Below are 20,962 nucleotides of genomic sequence, written 5' to 3' on the forward strand. Positions count from 1 at the left end.
TAAAAACCATATGGCAATGAATGATAACTATTATTTTAGAATATAGTGTTTAGTTTCAAAATAATGCTCAAAACTATTAATATGTAGACAAAAATTTACATACCGTTTATCATTAAAATAGACCGCTTAGATGGTCCTTTATTTATTTGAGATTTTGCATTGTTTGATGCACAAGGGAGCAGTTTATGGCAGGCTCTTATGCCTTATATCGTTGCGCGGTATTGTCCACGTCGAGTGGCTCTTTGTCGGGCATACTCGATCGGGACAGCCCGATTCAGATTCTGCATCTGAATGTATTTATGGAACAACAAGAGTTTGCTGACGGACTGGAAATCAGCAATGAAGAATATTGCAATTGGCGCCGCGAGCATTTGGACAGCGATGTTTCTACAACACCGCCGTCGTCTGAAGATTTATTGAGGACTTTTCAATATTTGGTCGGTCAGGGTTATCACGAAGCCATTGTGACGACGTTGAGCCACAAATTAAGTGATTCTGCCGATATGGTGCGTCAAGTTGCCGAGCAGGTTCCGCAATTGAAAGTCCATGTCGTCGATACAGGGACATGCTGCATGCCCGAAGGCTTTTTTGCTTTGGAAGCAGACCGCCTGTTGCGCGAAGGAAAAACGCCGACGGAAATCGTTGCTTACTTGGAAGGTTTAAAAGAACGTTGCAACATCATTTTCGGACTGTCCACAATCAAATCCCTTGTCGGCAGCGGCACGATGGCAAGATTGGGCGCTTCGTTGTGCGACTGGTTGGGGCTGCGCGCCGTATTGCGCTTTTCGCAAGATCAGTTGTGCCGGGTCGAATCCACTTCCGATGACGAAAAAATGTTTGATGCCATCATCGACCAAGTGTTGAAACTGATGCAAGGCAAAAACAGGGAACAATTTATCCTTGGCGGTCTTTATACGGGCGAACGCGACCGGTATCGGATATTTGCGGAACGCTTCTTCAAGCGGACCGGTATCTGCTTGGATGACGGCGTTCCCGTATCGCCGGTGGTGGCGGTGCACGTCGGCATCTGCGGCGTCGGCGTCGGCATGGTCGAAAAACTCGAAGCAGCGGCATAAGGAGCAACACCGATCTGCCTGCATTCCTGATGCTTATTAATCGGCAATTCAACATTGTGTAAATTAAAAAAGGTCGTCTGAAAACCCGATTCAGGTTTCAGACGACCTTTTTTTGTCTGAGCTAACGACTTATTGCTGCTTCGCCGCCCATTCCGCAGGCGTGGCGGCAACGGAAATCGACAGCGCGTGCAATTCGTTGCTGGCCAGTTGCGCCTTCAGACCGTCTTTGATTAGGCGGTGGCGGGCGAGGCGGGCTTTGCCTTCAAACTCGGAAGAGACGATGACGGCGAAGAAGTGATGTCCGTCACCTTCGACTTCGACGTGTTCGCAAGCGGCGACGCCTTCAATCAGCGATTTGACTTGTTCTGGGGTAAGCATTTGTATTCCTTGTTTCAAAAACACTGCGGCATTATACAGAATAATGCCGCTTAACATCGCCAACTTGCTGAAGATGGTATCCGAAACATAATTCATTAATATTGAATTAACATAAGGATTACAGAGGTCGTCTGAAACGTTTTCAGACGACCTCTTTTCTTATTTTTGGATTCCGGATACTTAAAAATATCATTTTTTTAGTACGAGTGAATTCAGGCAAAAGGGTTTTGGTATATAAATTGCTTTCAGATAAAAGATAAAGTTTCACTTTGATTGCAAAATAAAGTTAAGAAAATAGAAGTCATCAAAGATAAGCGGATAGATAAATAGCCAAAAGGTCGATAAATCAGTTTTGGGAGATTGTTATCTGAGGTATAGATAAATCCTGAAATTTGTTTGAAAGTGACAATATACGTCATATCCGTTGAATAAATTTTGCAATCGAAATATCGGCATCAAATACGATATTTTCATTTTTGGTTATTGGATTAGATGTTTGGAAAGCAGGTTATTACATAAATTCAATAATATATTAAATTTATTTGTTTAACATTTTAAATCAGAGAGTCAACATGAATAAAATCTATCGTGTCGTATGGAACGAAACCACACAGACGTGGAATGCGGTGGCGGAATTCGCCAAAGCGCATGGGAAAACGGCTTCATCAGGCATAGGCGGCATCGTTGCCTCCGTAGGCGTGCGCTTCGCGTTTACCGCCATCATGTCCGGCCTGCTGCTTGCCAGCGGTCAAGTCATGGCCGCAGCAAATAACGGTAAAACCCTTGCCAATGGCAAAGCCGTCACTGCGGCTGCCGAAGGTACCGACTACAACACCTGCTATTTCGATACCACCAGCTACAACGTGGTCTGCGGCGATGATACGACGACTGCGTTAGATTTCATTCCTCAAGACGGCGGACAACCTCCAAAACAAGGTAAATCTGTCTCCATCGGACAAGGAACCCAAACCAGCGGAGAAAGTAACGTTGCCATCGGTCCGAATTCAGCTACTGCCGAAACCGGCTCTATTGCCATCGGTTCTTCCGCCAATGCGGCCAAAAACCAGACTATTGCCATCGGTCAAGGTGCGGCAACGAAAGGTCAGGCTGACATTGCTATAGGTAAAGGTGCGGGTCCCGGCTCCAGTTCTGCAAACGGGCGAAACATCGCTATCGGTGAAAATGCGTTACAAAACAGCACGAACAGCGATAACGTGATCGCCATCGGTACCAACGCAGGCAGTGGCAGTGACAGTACCCAGTCCATTTACATCGGTAATGGCGCAAACGGTATGGAAACCAAAAACGTCGCTATCGGTAACTTGGCGAAAACCAAAAGCGGCAGTGTCGGCATCGGCGACTCTTCAAATGCGCAAGGCAGATCATCTGTTGCCATCGGTACCAGCGCCACTGTTACTGAAGCGGCAGGTAACGGTATTTCCATCGGTTTCAATTCCAATACTTCGGGTATGAGCGCCGTAGCCATCGGTGGTGCGAGTACCGTTGGCAAGGGTGCGAATGCATCAGGTGCAGCCAGCCTTGCGATTATGAGTACTGCCATTGCCACCGGACAACGGGCTATTGCCGTGGGTGAATCGGCTTTAGGTTCAGGCTCTTACGGCATTGCCATCGGTGGTAAAGCGAATGCGTTAGGTGCTTCCTCCATCGCGATTGGCGGCAGTCAGGCGGCGGATAAAGGACCGACTGCAACCGGCAATTTCTCAACTGCTATCGGTTATGGTGCAAAAGCAGGCAATTCGGATGCTGTCGCCATCGGTTCGACTGCCAATGCCGCCCTGAAAGATACCACTGCCGTCGGTAAAAACAGCACGGCAAACGGTCTGCGCGCCACAGCCTTCGGTGTAGACAGCAATGCAGGTGCTGAAAATGCCTTGGCTGCCGGTCCGCAAACCACCGCTTCTGCCAAAGGCGCGATTGCTGTCGGTTTTGCCACTCAGGCAACCGGTTTGAGCAGCATTGCAGTCGGTAAGGAAGCCATTGCCACTACAGAGACTTCTACTTCACTCGGTCAAAACAGCCAAGCCACTGCCAACAACGCTGTCGCCATCGGTAACAAAGCCGTAGCGGCAGGTACGGGCAATATCGTGGTAGGTACGAACGCAGGTGTGTACGACGCCGCCGTTTCCGCAGGGCGCACAGTCGGCGCGGACACCGTCTATATCGGCGCGGACAGCGGTCGCAATGCCTATACCAACGAACGCCAAATCTCCATCGGTAAAGGTACGGGCAACAACGCTACCGGCGTGGACAATATTGCCCTCGGCTTGCGTTCCGGCGCATTTGTGTCTGGTGCGAACAACGTCGCCATCGGTAGGGAAGCAGGCATGGGTACGGATGCCCAAAAACTGAGCGTCACTTCCACTGTCGCCATCGGTGAGGCTGCAAAAGGCAGCTTCAGCAACACCGTCGCCATTGGTAAAACGGCCTTGGCAGAAAAAGAATCCGCAGTTGCCGTCGGTATGGTTTCCAAAGCCAGCGGCGACAATTCCGTCGCCATCGGTAAGACTGCCAATGCCAGCGCACACGAAACCGTAGCCATCGGTCACGAGACTGTTGCCGGAGCCGTTTCTTCCGTCGCTGTCGGTCAGCGTGCCAACGCATCGGGCAGTGAGGCGGTCGCATTGGGTATCGATTCTAATGCCTCCGGTCGTTTTGCCGTGGCCATCGGTAACATGGCGAAGGTAACCAACAGCAAGCTCAACGGCATTGCCATCGGCAGCAATGCTGTCGCTTCAGAAGACTATGCAATGGCGATGGGTCTTGACACCCAAGCAACGGGCAACAGCTCGATTGCCTTTGGTAATACGACTAAAGCACTTGCTGCAGAAGCTATTGCTATCGGTCATTCCGCCAATGCAGCGGAAGGCAATACTGTCGCCTTGGGTGTATCTGCGACTTCGGCAAAAGCAGGGGCGGTTACTTTGGGTGCATACACCAAAGCTGATGCTGTCAAAGCACTTGCCTTGGGTTACGAATCCCATGCCGTCAATGAAAACGATGTTGCTTTGGGTGGCGGCAGTTTGACTGAAGCGCATCACAGTGGCGATTACACACTGAACGGTAACTACACAGCCGCCGGTACATGGTCTTACGGTACGGTTTCCGTCGGTAAAGTCGATGCAACCACCCCTGCCAACAACTTTACCCGTCAAATTCAAAACGTTTCCGCAGGTGTCATCAGTGCAACCAGCACCGACGCCATCAACGGCAGCCAGCTTTACGCGACCAATTCTTACCTGCTTAACTTGGGTAACAACGTCAAAAACGCCTTGGGCGGCGAAACTGCAATCGACAATGCAGGCAATCTGACCCTGAACAATTTAGGCGGTACAGGCAAAGCCAATGTTCACGACGCTTTGGAAGCGATGAACAACAAAATCGACCAATTAGGCGGCGGCAGCTCCAGCCATTTTTACAGCGTTCAGACGACCTCCAATGCCCGAGGCAATTACAACAATGACGGTGCAACCGGATTGGATGCTCTGGCAGCAGGTGCGGACGCGCAGGCAGCGGGCGATTTTGCCGTAGCCGTCGGTACAGGTGCGCAGGCGGTAATTTCCAACTCTATCGCCATCGGTAAAAACGCCTCCGTCAACGAAGATACCGCCTCCGTTGCCGCCGTCAACGGCGCGACCAAAGGTGAAGGCTCCGTCGCCATCGGTGCGAACACCAAAGCCAGCGGCACCAACGCTACCGCCGTCGGTCAAGCGTCCAACGCCTACGGTCAAAACTCCTTCGCAGGCGGTCAGTCTTCCAAAGCATTGGGCAAATCCAGCGTAGCGGTCGGTGACGGCGCAATCGCCAACCAAGATTCCGCCACCGCAATCGGCGCATACAGCCAGTCCACGGCGGCAGGTGCGACCGCGTTGGGCTTCAATACCCGCGCAACCGCTTCCGGTACTGTCGCGGCAGGTCGCAACAGCAAAGCCACTTCCAACAATGCTTTGGCATTGGGTAACGAAGCAGACGCGCAAAAAGACGACACCATCGCCATCGGCTACAACGCCCAAGCCACGCAAAACCGTGCCGTAGCCTTCGGTAAAAATGCCAAAGCCACCGCAGGCGACACCTTTGCTTTCGGTGATGCGGCAAAAGCCTCTGTCGGCAATGCCATCGCTTTCGGTAAAAACGCCAATGCCGCTCATGCAGGTTCTATCGCATTGGGTGCCAATTCCGCGACTGAAGCAGCCGTTCAGACGACCTCTGCCACCGTTGGCGGTCTGACCTTCGGCAACTTCGCAGGCAACGCCCCTGAGTCCACACTCAGCATCGGCACGGCAGGCAAAGAGCGTACGATTACCAACGTCGCCGCAGGCCGCATCAGCGACAGCAGCACCGACGCAGTAAACGGCAGCCAGCTTTATGCGACTCAAAACGTCATGAACAACATCGGTACGACCGCAGTCGGCGTATTGGGTGGAAACGCAGCCATTGCGAATAACGGCACCATCACGATGTCCAACATCGGCGGTACGGGTGCGTCCACCATCGACGGCGCGATTTCCGCCATCAACAACGCCTCTTACAAGTCGTTCAAGTTGAATACGGCTAAAACCAACGGCACCAACGGCGAAGCCTACAACCACTCGTTGAAAGAAATTACCAATGGTTCGACCATCACGTTGGAAGCGGGTAAAAACATTGTGCTGAACCAAAACGAGTCCACCGTCAGCATCAATACTGCCGATGCGCCTGAGTTTGCCGGCAAAATTACCGCTAAAGACGGGCTGGATATGTCCAACACCAAGATTACCAATCTGGGCAAGGGCGACCAACCGACCGATGCGGTTAACCTGAGCCAGTTGACCGATGCCATCAATAACGTTCACGTTACTACCCTGACGGCGGTTACCAACGAAGCGCCGTTTGCTTACGTTTCCGCAGATGGCAGAATCCTGAAGCGCAACGTAACGGTTGACGGTTCAGGCGCAAAACAGGTTTCCTTTGTTTACGCTGACGATACAAGTACGCCATATAACGGCGCAGTAACCATTGCCGCGCTGAACCCGACCGATCCGCAAACCACCGTTCCAACCTCAATCGGCAACGTCGCCGCAGGTAAGGGACAAAATGATGCGGTAAACGTATCCCAACTGGACAAAGTTGCCCAAGCTCTGGGTACTTCCGTCAACAACGCGACAGGCGAAATCGCCGCGCCGAAATACTCTGTAATTTCCGGCAGCCCGGCAACTTCAGGCGTAGCTGATTACAACAATGTCGGCGATGCATTGACTGCCTTGAGCAATGCCGTTCGTGCGCCTTTAACTTTTGCAGGTGACAGCGGTACGCCTTCAACCCGCCAATTGGGCAGCACTGTCACCGTTAAAGGCGGTGAGGCAGATGCAACCAAACTGTCCGCTAACAACATCGGCGTGGTTTCAGACGACGCCAATGGCACGCTCAACGTCAAACTGGCGAAAGAGCTGAAAGGTCTGACCTCGTCTGAATTCATCGACGCAGCAGGCGGCAAAACCACCGTTTCTGCAGACGGCGTGACCGTCGGTACAGCGGCAAACCCTGTCAAACTGACGACCGAAGGTCTGTCTAACGGCGGTAAGAAGGCAACCGAAATCGCTGCCGGTGTGAGCAATACCGACGCCGTCAACGTCAGCCAGCTCACTCCGTTGGCAACCGCATTGGGCGCAACCGTCAATCCGACTACCGGCGCGGTTGAAGTACCGAATCTGGTGGTAACCAAAACCGACGGCACGCAGGCCGCACCTGTCAACACCGTACAAGGCGCGTTGGACAACATCGGTACCGAGCTGCAAAAAGGCCTGACTTTCGGCGGCGACAACGCAGACAAGAATTTCGAGCGCAAACTCGGCAACCAAGTCTTGGTTAAAGGCGGTGCAGATGCGGCGAAACTGTCCGACAACAACATCGGCGTGGTTTCAGACGACCTTAACGGTACGCTCAACGTCAAACTTGCCAAAGATTTGCAAGGTTTGAACAGCGCACAATTTGAAACCGACGGCAACGTGACCACCATCAACGGCGGCAATGTTTCCTTGGCTGACAAAGACGGCAATATTGCCGAAACCACAGCAAACGGCATCACCCTGACCCCGGTGCCAAGCAGCGGCAAAGAAGCCGTCAGCCTGACCAAAGACGGTCTGAACAACGGCGGCAACAAGATTACTAAGGTTGCCGAAGGTACGCTTGCGGCTGACAGTACCGATGCTGTTAACGGAGCGCAACTGTACAAAGTTGATCAGAAAGCCGACACCAATGCCGAAAATATCGCCAAAGGCATCAATATCGGTGGTACGAGCGGCAGCAACAAATACGCATTGGGCGACACTGTCAACATCAAAGGCGACAGTAACATTACCAGCGAAACCGTTGAAGGCGGCGTACAACTGAAACTTGCCGATACCGTCAAAATCGGACAAGACAGTGGCAAACCTGTCAGCATCGACGGCGTAAACGGTACTGTCAGCGGTCTGAGCAACAAAGCCTTGGGCGGTGCGGACTTCGCTACCAAAGGTCAAGCAGCGACTGAAGAGCAGTTGAACGCTACCCAAGCCAACCTGGCGAAAATCCTCGGCGGTAACGCAGCCAACAACAACGGCAACGTCAACTTCACCGACATTGGCGGTACAGGCAAAGACAACGTCCACGACGCCATTGCCGCAGTGAAAGAAACTGCCGAAAAAGGCTGGAACCTGAACGCCAACGACGAAACCTCGTCTGAAAAAATCGGCGCAGGCGACACCGTAACCTTCAAAGAAGGTAAAAACGTCAAAGTCAGCCGCAACGGTAAGAACATCACCGTAGCGACTTCAGACGACGTATCCTTCAACAAAGTAACTGTCGGCGACAGCGTTCTGACCGACAACGGGTTGACTGTGGGCAACGGCAAAGCAGGTAATCCTGTCAGCCTGACCAAAGACGGTTTGGACAACGGCGGCAATAAAATCGCCAACGTCGCCGCAGGCGAGGCAGATACCGACGCCGTCAACGTTGCTCAGTTGAAAGCCAATTCAGGTCGTGTGGAAAGCGGCGACGACAACATCGTCGTCGAAACCGACAAAACAGGCGGTTCTAACGTTTACAAAGTTTCTACCGCTAAAGACCTGAAGGCTGACAGCCTGACCGCAGGCGAGACCGTTGTGAACAACAGCGGCGTAACCGTCGGCGACAAAGTGGCGCTGGGCAAAGACGGTCTGAAAGCAGGCGATGTGAACATCACTGCCGACGGCATCGACGCCGGCAACAAAGCCATCAGCAACGTAGCCAAAGGCGTAAAAGACACCGACGCCGTCAACGTCGCCCAGTTGAACGAACAACTCGCCGCCACTGAAAAAACCACCACCGTCGTTGCCGGCAAGAACGTTACCGTCAGCGAAAAAGTGGACGGCAACAACACCGAGTACACCGTTAACGCCGACAAGACCACTCTCAGCCAAGCGGCGGGCGGTGCGGTTAAAGTCAACGAAGGTGCGAAAGACGCCGACGGTGTTACCGATTACGCCCTCGACCTGACCGACGAAGCCAAAGCCGACATCGCCAAAGGCGTCGCGGCGAAAGACGCGGTGGACAACAAAGGCCTGACCTTTGCCGCCGACAACGGCACGACCGGTGCGAAGAAACTGGGTGACAGCCTGAGCGTCAAAGGCGACGGCAACATCCTGACCCGCGCCGACGAAAACGGCATCGGCTTCTCGCTGGCCGACAAGATTACCGTCGGCAAAGCAGGCAACGGCAACAAACCGCTCGTAATCGACGGTACCGCCGGTCTGATTTCCGGTCTGAGCAACACCACTCTGGGCGGTGCGGACTTTGCCACTAAAGGCCAAGCCGCAAGCGAAGAGCAGCTGAACGCAGCCCAAGCCAACCTGGCGAACCTGCTCGGCGGTAACGCGGCCAACGACAAAGGCAACGTGACCACCACCGACATCGGCGGTACCGGCAAAGACAACGTTCACGACGCCATTGCCGCAGTGAAAGAAACTGCCGACAAAGGCTGGAACCTGAACGCCAACGACGAAACCTCGTCTGAAAAAATTGCCGCAGGCGACACCGTAACCTTCAAAGAAGGCAAAAACGTCAAAGTCAGCCGCGACGGTAAGAACATCACCGTAGCGACTTCAGACGACGTCTCCTTCGACAAAGTGACCGTAGGCGGCAGCGTACTGACCGACAACGGACTGACTGTGGGCAACGGCAAAGCAGGCAAGCCCGTCAGCCTGACCAAAGACGGTCTGAACAACGGCGGCAACAAAGTCACCGACATCGCCGCAGGCGAAGCCGACACCGACGCAGTGAACGTTGCACAGCTTAAAGCAGCCGCAGCGAAAGCCACGTCCAAAGTGGACAGCGGCAACGACAACATCGTCGTCACACCAGAGCAAAATGCCGACGGCAGCACCACTTACAAAGTGGCGACCGCACCTAACCTCAAAGCCGACAGCTTCAGCGCAGGCGATACCGTTGTGAACAACGACGGCGTCAAAGTCGGCGACAAAGTGGCACTGGGCAAAGACGGTCTGAAAGCAGGCGATGTCAACATCACTGCCGACGGTATCAATGCAGGCAACAAAGCCATCAGTAACGTTGCTGAAGGCAAGAAAGATACTGATGCAGTAAATGTTGGACAGTTGAACCGTCTGACCGCTGCTGCTAAGACAGAAGTCGAAGCCGGTACCAACATCGCCAGCGTGAGCAGCAAACAAGGTGCGAACGGTCAAACCGTTTACACCGTGAACGCAGACGGCGCGAGCGTCTCCGCAGGTTCCGACAATATCGTCGTGACTAAAGGCAACAAAGACGCCAACAACGTAACCGACTACGCGGTTGACCTGTCTAAAGCCGTCAAAGCCGACATCGCCAAAGGCGTAGCGGCGAAAGACGCAGTAGACAACAAAGGCATCAGCTTCGCAGGCGACAGCGGTACGACCGTTGCCAACAAACTGGGCGATACCGTTGCGGTTAAAGGCGATGCCAACATCACCACCACCGCAGGCGCGAACGGCATTCAGGTCGGTCTCAACAAAGACCTGAAAGTAGACAGCGTCAAAGCAGGAGATACGGTTGTGAACAACAACGGCGTCAACGTCGGCGACAAAGTGGCGCTGGGTAAAGACGGTCTGAAAGCAGGCGATGTCAACATCACTGCCGACGGTATCAACGCAGGCGGTAAGAAAGTGACCGGCGTCGCCGCAGGCACCGTCGCCGCAGGCAGCACCGATGCCGTCAACGGCGGACAACTGCACCAGGTTTACGAACTGATCGGCAGCAACGGCGGCAACGTCAACACCGCACCGCCGTCAGTCGAAGCAGACGGCAAAGCAGGCTTGGGTAATATCAAAAACATTACCCTGGTGGACAACAGCAACAATCCGAACGTGACCAACGTTACGAACGAGACCAAGATCGCCCAGTCCAACGGTTACAGCCTCGTGACCTACAACGTCGAAGACCAAGGCATGTACGTGACCAACAACGTCATCGAAGCCGTAGGCCGTATGAACGAACAAGGTATCAAGTTCTTCCATACCAACGACGGCGAAGTGAACCCCGACGTACAGGCCTATAACAGCGAAGACTCCAGCGCGAGCGGCGCATACGCCACGGCAGTCGGCTACCAAGCCGCTTCCAAAGGCACCAACGCCATCGCTATTGGTAAAGGCGCCCAAGCCAACGCCGAGAACACCATCGCCATCGGTACCGGCAACATCGTCAGCGGCAAAAACTCCGGCGCCATCGGTGACCCGACCGTAGTAAGCGGCAACAGCGCTTACTCCATCGGTAACAACAACAACGTATCCGCCGACAACGCCTACGCACTGGGCAGCGACATCAAAGCCACGGTTAAAGACTCCGTCTACCTCGGCGACCGCGCCCAAACCCAAGGCATCCATACGGCTGATGCGGCCAAAGGCGAAGCCTACACCTACGGCGGCCTGAACGACAAAGCCGTGGCAGGCAAAGCAGGTTCGGCTGCCGCCGCGAACAAAGTCGCCGGTGTCGTCACCGTCGGCAACGGTACGGACGAGACCCGTCAGGTACAAGGTGTGGCGGCAGGTGTGGTATCTGCGGATTCGACCGATGCGATCAACGGCAGCCAGTTGTATTACACCAATCAGGCGATTAACCAAAACGTGACCAACATCGGCAATTACGTGGTGAACATGGGCAACCAAATCAACCAACGTATCGACAATGTGGAAAGCGACTCCAAAGCCGGTACCGCAGCAGCCATGGCGGTGGCAGGCCTGCCGCAGGCCTACCTGCCGGGTAAGAGCATGATGGCGGTTGCAGGCGGCGTTTACCGCGGTGAAAGCGGCTACGCAGTCGGCTTCTCCAGCATCTCCGACGGCGGCAACTGGATCATCAAAGGTACCGCTACCGGCAACTCGCGCGGCCACTACGGCGCGACTGCAGGTGTCGGTTACCAATGGTAATCCTGATCTAAAGCCTGTTTGAAGGCAAAGCAAAGGTCGTCTGAAAACCCGAAACAGGGTTTTCAGACGACCTTTTTCTATATCGGATTGAATGGGAGGAGGAAGGGTTCCAATATGCTCGGTTTCTCAAACACTCGCTTGACACAAAACGCTAAGATTTGTTTTCAGACGACCTTGCAGTCATGTCCGACTATTTTTTGTGGCAAAATTCAGCCATGTTCCACATGGTCAGTCCGCGTATTTAAACTGAAGAAATTTCAAGCCAGCTGACCAAACAGATTACAAGGAGAAACAGATATGAGCCGCATTTTATCCTCACTGCGTTATCCGCTGATTCAAGCACCGATGGCGTTTGCACATGACACAGAGCTGACTTTGGCTGTCGGCAAAACCGGCGCTTTGGGTTCGTTGGCAGGGGCGATGTATGACGCCGCGGGTTTGGAAAAAGCGTTGGCACGGATGAAGCAGGAAGGCGGCGACCGTCCGTACAACCTCAACTTTTTCGCCCACCGCACGCCGTCTGCCGATCGCACGCAATACGATGCCTGGTTTGCCGTGTTGCGTCCGTATTTCAAGGCTTACGGGCTGACAGAAAACGACATTCCCAGCGGCGGCGGACGGCAGCCGTTTGATGCCGATGCGTTGGCATGTGTGGAACGTTACCGCCCGCCTGTGGTCAGCTTCCACTTCGGCTTGCCCGCGCCCGAATACTTGCAGCGCGTCAAAGCGACGGGTGCGGAAGTGTGGAGCAGCGCGACGACGGTCGAAGAAGCCGTTTGGCTGGAACAAAACGGCGCGGATGTCGTGATAGCCCAAGCGTGGGAGGCGGGCGGTCATCGGGGATGGTTTTTAAACCGCAATCCCGACAGCCAAAGCGGCTTGTTCGCCCTGTTGCCCGCCGTCCGCAAGGCCGTGCGCCTGCCCGTCATAGCCGCAGGCGGCGTTTCCGATGCCGCCGCCGTCCGCGCCGCGTTGGGATTGGGCGCGTCTGCAGTGCAGGTCGGAACCGCCTTCCTGCTCGCAGACGAAGCCCTGACCAAACCCGCCCACCGCGCCGCCATCCAAACTGCCCGTCCCGAAGATACCGTGGTGACCAACTTGTTCAGCGGCGGCGCGGCACGCGGGCTTTACAACCGCTTCATACGCGAAGCCGGTCCGATGAATGGCGCAGCGCTCCCGTTCCCCTTGGCAGGCGCAGCCGTCGGCGCATTGAAAGCCGCCGCCGAAAAACAAGGCTGCTACGACTTTTCTCCATTTTGGGCAGGGCAAAACGCAGGACTGTGCCACCCCGGCAGCGCGGCGGAAATCGTCGAACGGTTGTGCGGCGGCATCGAGCGTTAGGACGGTTTGAGCACAGGCAAGGTGGACGTTGCAAGAAGGTCGTCTGAAAATTGAAAACAGGTTTTCAGACGACCCGTAGCGTGGGCTTTGCCACGAAATGAAGATAAAGACAACCGCCCGATTCGGATTGTCGGACAGCAGGTTCGCGGACAAAGCCCACGCTACGGACTGGGTCTCTTCCGAGCTTGTCGATTAGTGGTTCCTGAGGTTTCCGTTTGCCGTTAATCAGGGGTTTGCGGGTAATGCGCAGCCTGCCGTCGGACAGATATCGCTTTTCCTGAACATAAACCGATTGCAGCCCTTTACCGGAGATGTCGCGGAAGCGTCCACCCATATGGAACGCTGCGCCCGATTTGGTGAATGTTTTGATTTATGCTTTATACTTATAGAAAACAAGAGGAAGTGATATATGTCTTTCTTTAAAAATAAATTAGGTATCTGGCTGGCATTAATCTATCTAATCGCATCAATGGTTATTTTGGGTGATAGTACAGAGGGGAGCTGGGGAGGTTTTCTTCTCTTCGTCTTAGCCTTTCCCTTTTCCATTTTGTCTTTATTCGTTTCCAATTATGTAAATGGCCCGTTAGCCAATTGGGTATTTATCTTTCTGAATGCAATTTGGTGGTTTTTACTGGGATGGTTAATCACTAAGATTTTTAGAAAAAAGATTCAGACAGAATAAATCCGGATTGTCGATGACAGGAAGGGCTTTTTTGCAAAGCCCACGCTACTTGAGTCCCAAGCCTGTATTGATTGAATAAACGAGGTCGTCTGAAAACGGGAGTGAACGAGTTTCTCCAAAACTCAACTCTCAGAGTTTTCAGACGACCTTATTTTTACCTGTAACCTGCCCCCTCTCCCGTCCGGCGGGAGAGGGCTGGGGAGAGGGTGGCTCTACGGGTTGTACAAATTTGATTTGACCTAAAGTTGCAAAGCCACCCCCATCCTAACCTTCCCCCGCCGGACGGGGGAAGGGACAAGTTGTCGTTGCTGCAATGAGTAGTAATCCGTAGCGTGGGCTTTGCCCACGAGATAAATGCCGAAATGGATACCCATTCGGTTGTTGTCTGATTTGGATTTTTAGATAGCAGATTTCGTGGGCAAAGCCCACGCTACGGGTTGGATTTCCAATTTAATTGAATAAAACCCGCGTTGATTGCATAAAAAATTGAATCCAAGGTCGTCTGAAAATCCCCAACCGCCATCACTCAAGCCGTATTCCTCTTTGTTTGGAATACGGCTTGTCGTTTCTGCCGGTTTATTTCTTCTGCCACGCTTGGCGGAGGTATTCGATGTGGTCGGGGAGGGCGTAGAAGGGGGTGTTGCCGTGGTTGGCGTTGGGGTAGAGGGTAAATTGTGCGTCTGCGCCGAGGTGTTGGAGGGTGCCGGCAAGCAGTTTGGCTTGGGCGACCATTTCCCTGCCGATTTGTTCGGGGCGGTTGCTGCGGCCTTCGTGTTCGCCGACGCTGATGCGGACGGCGGTGTCGGCGGGAAGGGCGGACGGTAGGAAGTCGAGGACGCGGCGGTTGTGCCACCAGACGGAGGGGGAGGCGAGCAGGTTGTGTTTGAAGCGGTCGGGGGCGGTGAAGAGGGAATAGAGTCCGAACAATGCGCCGAAGGAGTGTCCGAACAGGGCTTGTTCTTTGGGGTTGATGGGGTATTTGGCGGCAAGGGCCGGGGCGAGTTCGTGGTCGAGGAAGGCGGCGAAGCGGTCGGCTTGTCCGTATTGGCGGCGTTCTGCTTCGGTGGCGGTTTCGGGCAGGGGCGGGGTGTAGTCAAGGGCGCGTTGGGTCAGGTCGCGGACTTCGCCGTTGGGGTAGCCGATGCTGACGATGAGGCAGGCGGCGCGGCTTCGGGTCATGGGGTTGATGAGCAGGGATTGCGCCATGCTGAGGGCGGCGGGAAAGAAGGCGTCGCCGTCGAGGATATGGAGGACGGGATAGCCTTGCGGGGGCGGGTCGCCGACGGCGGCGGTTTGGATGCGGTAGCTGCGGCCGGTTTGATCGGAACGGATGTGGGTTTCTTCGGCTTGCAGCAGGCGGGCGGCTTGCCAGTGTGCGGTGCGTGAGGTCATGGCGGGGTTGTCGGTTGTGTTGGTGGGGTGTGTTGTGTGTGTTATCGGGTTGGCGGATGTTTCAGACGACCTTTGGGCTATATCTGCTGTTTTTTCTATAGTGGATTAACTTTAAACCGGTACGGCGTTGCCTCGCCTTAGCTCAAAGAGAACGATTCTCTAAGGTGCTGAAGCACCAAGTGAATCGGTTCCGTACTATCTGTACTGTCTGCGGCTTCGTCGCCTTGTCCTGATTTAAAGTTAATCCACTATATTTGAATACATGGACATAAATGATAAAACCGGACAGGTGGTGTGCCCTGCCTGTCCGGTCTGTTTCCGTAATGTGTTGGTCTTCTGGTTTTTGGCGGTGATTTGTTTTCCTTTTGCTTTTCCCGTTTTTAGAAGTCGTAGCGGAGGTTTGCCATCAGGCTGCGCTCCGAGCCGGGAATGTTGAAGGTGTTTGCGCTGCCGACGCGGGCGTAGTAGTGGCGGTTGAAGATGTTGTCGGCGTTGATTTGCAGCTTCAGCTTAGGCGTGAAGCGGTATGCCGCCATGGCGTCGAATGTGGCGTAGCCGCCCGCGCGCAGCCCTGCCGCAGAGGAGATGCTGCTCATCGCGTTCACGCCGCCGCCGAGGGTCAGCTTGGGCGTAACTTCATAAGTCGTCCACAGGTTTGCGCTGTGTTTGGGCATCAGCAGGAAGATGCCGTCGTCGCGGGGGTTGGCGGCGGTTTTGATTTGGCTGTGCAGATAGCTGTAACCTGCGTGGATTTGCCATTTCGGTGTAATCGCGCCGCTGATTTCGGTCTCAACGCCTTCCATCACGCGTTTGCCCAAGGCGGCGTAACGGGTATTGCGATTGTTCGGGTTTAGTGGTGCGGCGGCGTTTTTGTCTTTCAGGCGGTAGAGGGAGACGCGGGTGTTGAGGCGGTCGTCCATGTAGCTGCCTTTGTAGCCGACTTCAAACTGGTTGCCTTCGCGTGGTTTGAGCAGGTTGCCGTCGGTGCCGAGGCTGGTTTGCGGCGTGTAGAGTTGGGAGAAGCTGGCGTAGAGGCTGTTGTTGTCGTTCAAGTCGTAAACTGCGCCTGCGTAGCCGGTGAACTTGGTTTTGCTGGCTTTGTGCAACTCGTCGCCTTCGCCCGCTTCAATTTTGTAGTGTCCCAAACGCCAGCCGCCGATGAGCGACAGCCTGTCGACCGGATGGAAGACGGATTTGCCGTAAACGCCGAATTCGTCAAGGTTTTCAGTAGCGACGGTATGGCTGTAACCGCGCGCGCCGGCACGGGCGTTCTGCATCAGGTTGACATAGGGAACGGAGTGGAAATCGCCCAAGGCAACATTACGCGCAACGGCTGCACGGCCTTGCTCGTTGGTGCTGCGCAAGCGGTTGTAGTCCGCGCCGACGACGAGTTCGTTTGCGGTGTTGCCCAAGGCAAACGGACGGCTGTAGCTTGCGTCAACCGCGAAGGCTTTTTGTTTGATTTCCGTGCCTAAGCCGGCGACGTTTGCCTTATTGTCGGCAGAAAGTTTGTTGGCGGCGAAGGTGTAGTTGGAGTCGGCATCGCGGTCGGAATAGCGCATACCGATTTTGCCGTAGCCGCCGTCGTCAAAATAGTGTTTCAAATCGGCGAACACGTCATGGCTGTTCATTTTGAATTTGTTCCAATCCGCGCCGACAAAGGTGTGGTTGGGCAGGGACAGCAAATTGCCGCTGCTGCCGACGGGCAGGCCGTTGTACGGCGCGAGGTGGCGTTGCTGGTAGAGATAGCCTACGCCCAAAGTTGTGTCGGGGTTGATGTCCCAATCCGCCGCCGCATAGAAGGTTTCGTGATGGTTGTTTTTCTCGGCAGGACGGGGAGATGCACCTGAAGTCTGCGCCATCACACGGGCGCGTACGCTGCCGTCGGCGTTCAGAGGACCTGAAACATCGGCTTCGGCTTTATATTGTTTGTGCGTACCGAACCCTGCCGCCGCATGGCCTTGGAACTCTTTGGTCGGGCGTTTGCGCACCAAATTCACAATACCGCCCATCTCGCCGCTGCTGTCGAACAAGCCGCTCGGGCCGCGCATCACTTCGACGCGGTCGAAGGCGAACAGGTTGGGCAGCGTGCCGTTGATACTCTGCATTTGCGCGGGCAGGCCGTCGATGTTGTATTCGCTGTATTCGTAACCGCGCGCATAAACCGATGAGCGTCCGTCGTCATTGCTCAACACGCGCAGCCCCGGCGTTTTGCGCGCCAGTTGGTCAAAGGTATCGACGTTGCGGTCTTTTACCTGCTGATTGGTGATGATGCTGACGGATTGCGGAATCTCGCGCAAAGAAGCGGGGATTTTTGTGCCGACGGTGGCGGCAAACGAGCTGTAATCGCCGTTTTTCTCGGTGGCAATCGCGTTATACGAACGCTGTCCTTTCACATGGACAGTATCCAGCTCGACCGTTTCGGCGGCAAATACAGTGGAAGATAAAGCGGCCACAACGGCGGCAGCAGTCAGATTGGGTCGGAACATCAATTTCTCCGTTCATTGTACAAATGAGAATGGTTGTATTTTATAAGTTTAATATCTGAAATTGTAGAAAAAAACTATCGTTTTCCCGACAATCTCTTGTGAATATGCGACAAGGTCGTCTGAAAACTTTAATTTGGTTTTCAGACGACCTTGTCCGTTTTGCCTGCAAATTTTGTTTGAAAGGTTGTTTTGTAATTTCGATACAAAATTCAAAAAATTTCATTTTCATATGAATTGCAGCGGGTAAAACAATAGCGATATGGCAAAGGGGGAAACTCGGCGGCCTCTTTTATCAAACTCGTTAAAATGATTTTATTTCAATGTATTAAAAACAGAAAAATCCTGAAAGAGGTCGTCTGAAAACAGCATGCATGGTTTGTGATGTAAGTCAAAGAGAAATGTAACAAAATTACTTATAGTAATCGTAGTGAAAATTTATCGTCTTTATTGCCACCTTATATCAAGGAGATACACCATGAACGCATCAGCCGACAATGTCGTCAGCCCCGCCGTAGCCGAGGTCAACAGTTTGGTTGAAAAGGGTTTGCGCTCGTTGGACGAGTTTCGCAAGCTGAATCAGGAGCAGATTGATTATATCGTTGCCAAAGCCTCCATTGCCGCGCTGGACAAACATGGTGTACTCGCCATGCACGCGGTCGAAGAAACGGGACGAGGTGTATTTGAAGATAAGGCGACCAAAAACCTGTTTGCCTGCGAAAACGTCGTGCGCCGCCTGCGCGATTTGAAAACCGTGGGCGTCATCAGCGAAGACGATGTAACCGGCATTACCGAAATCGCCGATCCGGTCGGGGTCGTCTGCGGTATCGTGCCGACCACCAATCCGACTTCCACCACCATTTTCAAATCCCTGATTGCGCTGAAAACCCGCAATCCGATTATTTTCTCGTTCCACCCTTCCGCCCAGCAGTGTTCCGCCCACGCCGCCCAAATCGTACGCGATGCCGCGATTGCCGCCGGCGCGCCGGAAAACTGTATCCAGTGGATTGAAAAACCGTCTATGGAAGGCACTTCCGCGCTGATGAAGCATCCGGGTGTAGCGACGATTTTGGCGACCGGCGGCAATGCGATGGTGGAAGCCGCTTATTCCTGCGGCAAACCCGCGCTCGGCGTCGGGGCGGGCAACGTGCCTGCCTATGTTGAAAAAACGGCAAACATCCAGCAGGCGGCACACGACATCGTGATGTCCAAAGCGTTCGACAACGGCATGATTTGCGCCAGCGAACAAGCCGTCATCGCCGACAAAGAGATTTATAAAGAGCTAGTTGAAGAGTTCAAATCCTATGGTGTGTACTTCGCCAACAAAAAAGAAAAAGCCATGCTCGAAGACTTCATCTTCGGCGTTACGGCAAACTGCGCCAACTGCGGCGGCGCGAAGCTCAATTCCGCTGTTGTGGGCAAACCGGCGGCATGGATTGCCGAGCAGGCAGGGTTTAAAGTCCCCGAAAAAACCAACATCATCATCGCCGAATGCCGCGAAGTCGGCCCCAACGAGCCGCTGACCCGCGAAAAACTCTCGCCCGTACTGGCGATGCTCAAAGCGGATTCCACCGAACAAGGTTTGCAGTTTGCCGAACAAATGGTCGCTTTCGACGGCTTGGGACACTCCGCCGCCATCCATACCGCTGATCAAGAATTGGCAAAAACCTTCGGCACCCGCGTCAAAGCCCTGCGCGTGATTTGGAACTCGCCTTCCACCTTCGGCGGCATCGGCGACGTTTATAACGCCTTCCTGCCGTCCCTGACCTTGGGCTGCGGCTCTTACGGCAAAAACTCCGTCGGCGGCAACGTCAGCGCAGTCAACCTGTTAAACATCAAAAAAGTAGGCCGTCGGAGAAACAACATGCAATGGTTCAAAGTACCCGCAAAAATCTATTTCGAGCGCGATTCCATCCAATACCTGCAAGACATGAAAGACTGCGAAAAAGTCATGATTGTGACCGACCGTTCGATGGTCGATTTGGGCTTCGTCGATAAAGTGACCCACCAGCTCCACCAACGCAAGAACAAAGTAACCATCCAGCTTTTCACCGATGTCGAGGCCGATCCGAGCGTCCAAACCGTCTATAAAGGCACCGATTTGATGCGCAGCTTCCAGCCCGACACCATCATCGCACTGGGCGGCGGCTCGCCGATGGACGCGGCAAAAGCCATGTGGCTCTTCTACGAACAGCCCCAAGTCGACTTTGAAGACCTCGTCCAAAAATTCATGGACATCCGCAAACGTGCCTTCCGCTTCCCCGAGTTGGGCCGCAAAGCCAAATTCATCGGCATCCCAACCACATCGGGCACCGGCTCCGAAGTTACGCCGTTTACCGTCATCAGCGACGGCGACAAAAAATACCCCATCGCCGACTACTCGCTGACCCCGACCATCGCCATCGTCGATCCCGCGTTTACCATGACCGTCCCCGCCGGCGTAACCGCCGACACCGGTCTGGACGTACTGACCCACGCCGTAGAAGCATACGTTTCCGTACTCGCCAACGACTTTACCGACGGCCTCGCCCTGCAAGCCATCAAACTCGTGTTCCAATACCTCGAACGCTCCTACAAACACGGCGCGTCCGACCCCGAAGCACGCGAACACATGCACAACGCCTCCACCATCGCAGGCATGGCGTTCTCCAACGCATTCCTCGGCATCAACCACTCGATGGCGCACAAAATCGGCGGCAAATACCACGTTCCGCACGGCCGCGCCAACGCCATCCTGCTGCCACACGTCATCCGCTACAACGGCACGCGCCCGCAGAAAACCGCCACTTGGCCGAAGTACAACTACTACAAAGCCGACCTGAAATATCAGGAAATCGCCCGTACCTTAGGCCTGCCGTGCGCCACCCCCGCCGAAGGCGTAGAATCCTTCGCCCGCGCCTGTCATGAACTGGCGGTCAACGTCGGCATCAAAATGTCGTTCAAAGAGCAGGGCATCGACGAAAAAACCTTCATCGACGGCCGCAAAGAACTGGCACTGCTGTCCTTTGAAGACCAATGCACCCCCGCCAACCCGCGTCTGGCATTGGTCGCCGACATGGAAGAAATCCTGACCAAAGCCTATTACGGCGAATAAGGTTCGCGAATTACAATAAGGAGTAAGAAAAAGGTCGTCTGAAAACCGCATTTCGGGTTTGAACTGCACCCCAAAAGTTGGAC

General features: G+C 54.1%; 9 protein-coding genes and 1 pseudogene. 5 read left to right on the plus strand and 5 right to left on the minus strand.

The window, feature by feature from the left end; genetic code table 11:
- Positions 1–185 precede the first annotated feature (185 nt).
- Complete coding sequence (locus MON40_RS00695; RefSeq protein ID WP_003763462.1) at positions 186–1,076, plus strand: DegV family protein; 891 nt, start codon at positions 186–188, stop codon at positions 1,074–1,076.
- A gap of 129 nt (positions 1,077–1,205) precedes the next feature.
- Here MON40_RS00695 and MON40_RS00700 read toward each other — a convergent pair whose 3' ends face one another.
- A complete protein-coding gene (locus MON40_RS00700) occupies positions 1,206–1,454 on the minus strand; it encodes a BolA family protein (RefSeq protein WP_029609441.1) in 249 nt (82 codons plus the stop codon).
- A gap of 572 nt (positions 1,455–2,026) precedes the next feature.
- On the opposite strand from MON40_RS00700, the gene MON40_RS00705 reads away from it, so the two are divergent.
- Both MON40_RS00705 and MON40_RS00710 read left to right on the plus strand, forming a co-directional pair.
- A complete protein-coding gene (locus tag MON40_RS00705) occupies positions 2,027–11,884 on the plus strand; it encodes an ESPR-type extended signal peptide-containing protein (protein WP_242925957.1) in 9,858 nt (3,285 codons plus the stop codon).
- Between the two features lie 297 nt (positions 11,885–12,181).
- Positions 12,182–13,225, plus strand: coding sequence for an NAD(P)H-dependent flavin oxidoreductase (locus MON40_RS00710; protein ID WP_003780363.1), 1,044 nt, complete (start codon positions 12,182–12,184; stop codon positions 13,223–13,225).
- A gap of 64 nt (positions 13,226–13,289) precedes the next feature.
- Here MON40_RS00710 and MON40_RS00715 read toward each other — a convergent pair whose 3' ends face one another.
- Positions 13,290–13,559 (minus strand): hypothetical protein, encoded by a 270-nt coding sequence (locus tag MON40_RS00715; RefSeq protein ID WP_003780362.1) that lies wholly within the window; start codon positions 13,557–13,559, stop codon positions 13,290–13,292.
- A 75-nt stretch (positions 13,560–13,634) separates the two neighbouring features.
- Between MON40_RS00715 and MON40_RS00720 the strand changes: the two genes are divergently transcribed.
- Positions 13,635–13,907 carry a hypothetical protein gene (locus tag MON40_RS00720; RefSeq protein ID WP_003780361.1) on the plus strand — a complete coding sequence of 91 codons (273 nt, stop codon included), beginning with the start codon at positions 13,635–13,637 and terminating at the stop codon, positions 13,905–13,907.
- Between the two features lie 576 nt (positions 13,908–14,483).
- Here the strand turns inward: MON40_RS00720 and MON40_RS00725 are convergent.
- From MON40_RS00725 to MON40_RS00730, 3 genes and pseudogenes are all read right to left on the minus strand, one after another.
- Positions 14,484–15,299, minus strand: coding sequence for an alpha/beta hydrolase (locus tag MON40_RS00725; protein WP_003780544.1), 816 nt, complete (start codon positions 15,297–15,299; stop codon positions 14,484–14,486).
- A gap of 190 nt (positions 15,300–15,489) precedes the next feature.
- Positions 15,490–15,555: pseudogene (locus tag MON40_RS13435) on the minus strand (transposase); the annotation flags it as partial.
- Between the two features lie 124 nt (positions 15,556–15,679).
- Positions 15,680–17,788 carry a TonB-dependent siderophore receptor gene (locus tag MON40_RS00730; RefSeq protein WP_003780379.1) on the minus strand — a complete coding sequence of 703 codons (2,109 nt, stop codon included), beginning with the start codon at positions 17,786–17,788 and terminating at the stop codon, positions 15,680–15,682.
- Between the two features lie 475 nt (positions 17,789–18,263).
- Here MON40_RS00730 and adhE point away from each other — a divergent pair, with 475 nt between their 5' ends.
- Positions 18,264–20,879, plus strand: coding sequence for a bifunctional acetaldehyde-CoA/alcohol dehydrogenase (adhE, locus tag MON40_RS00735; protein WP_003779917.1), 2,616 nt, complete (start codon positions 18,264–18,266; stop codon positions 20,877–20,879).
- Positions 20,880–20,962 lie beyond the last annotated feature (83 nt).

Origin of the sequence: Neisseria macacae ATCC 33926 (assembly GCF_022749495.1) — a bacterium.
GTDB classification, from domain to species: domain Bacteria; phylum Pseudomonadota; class Gammaproteobacteria; order Burkholderiales; family Neisseriaceae; genus Neisseria; species Neisseria macacae.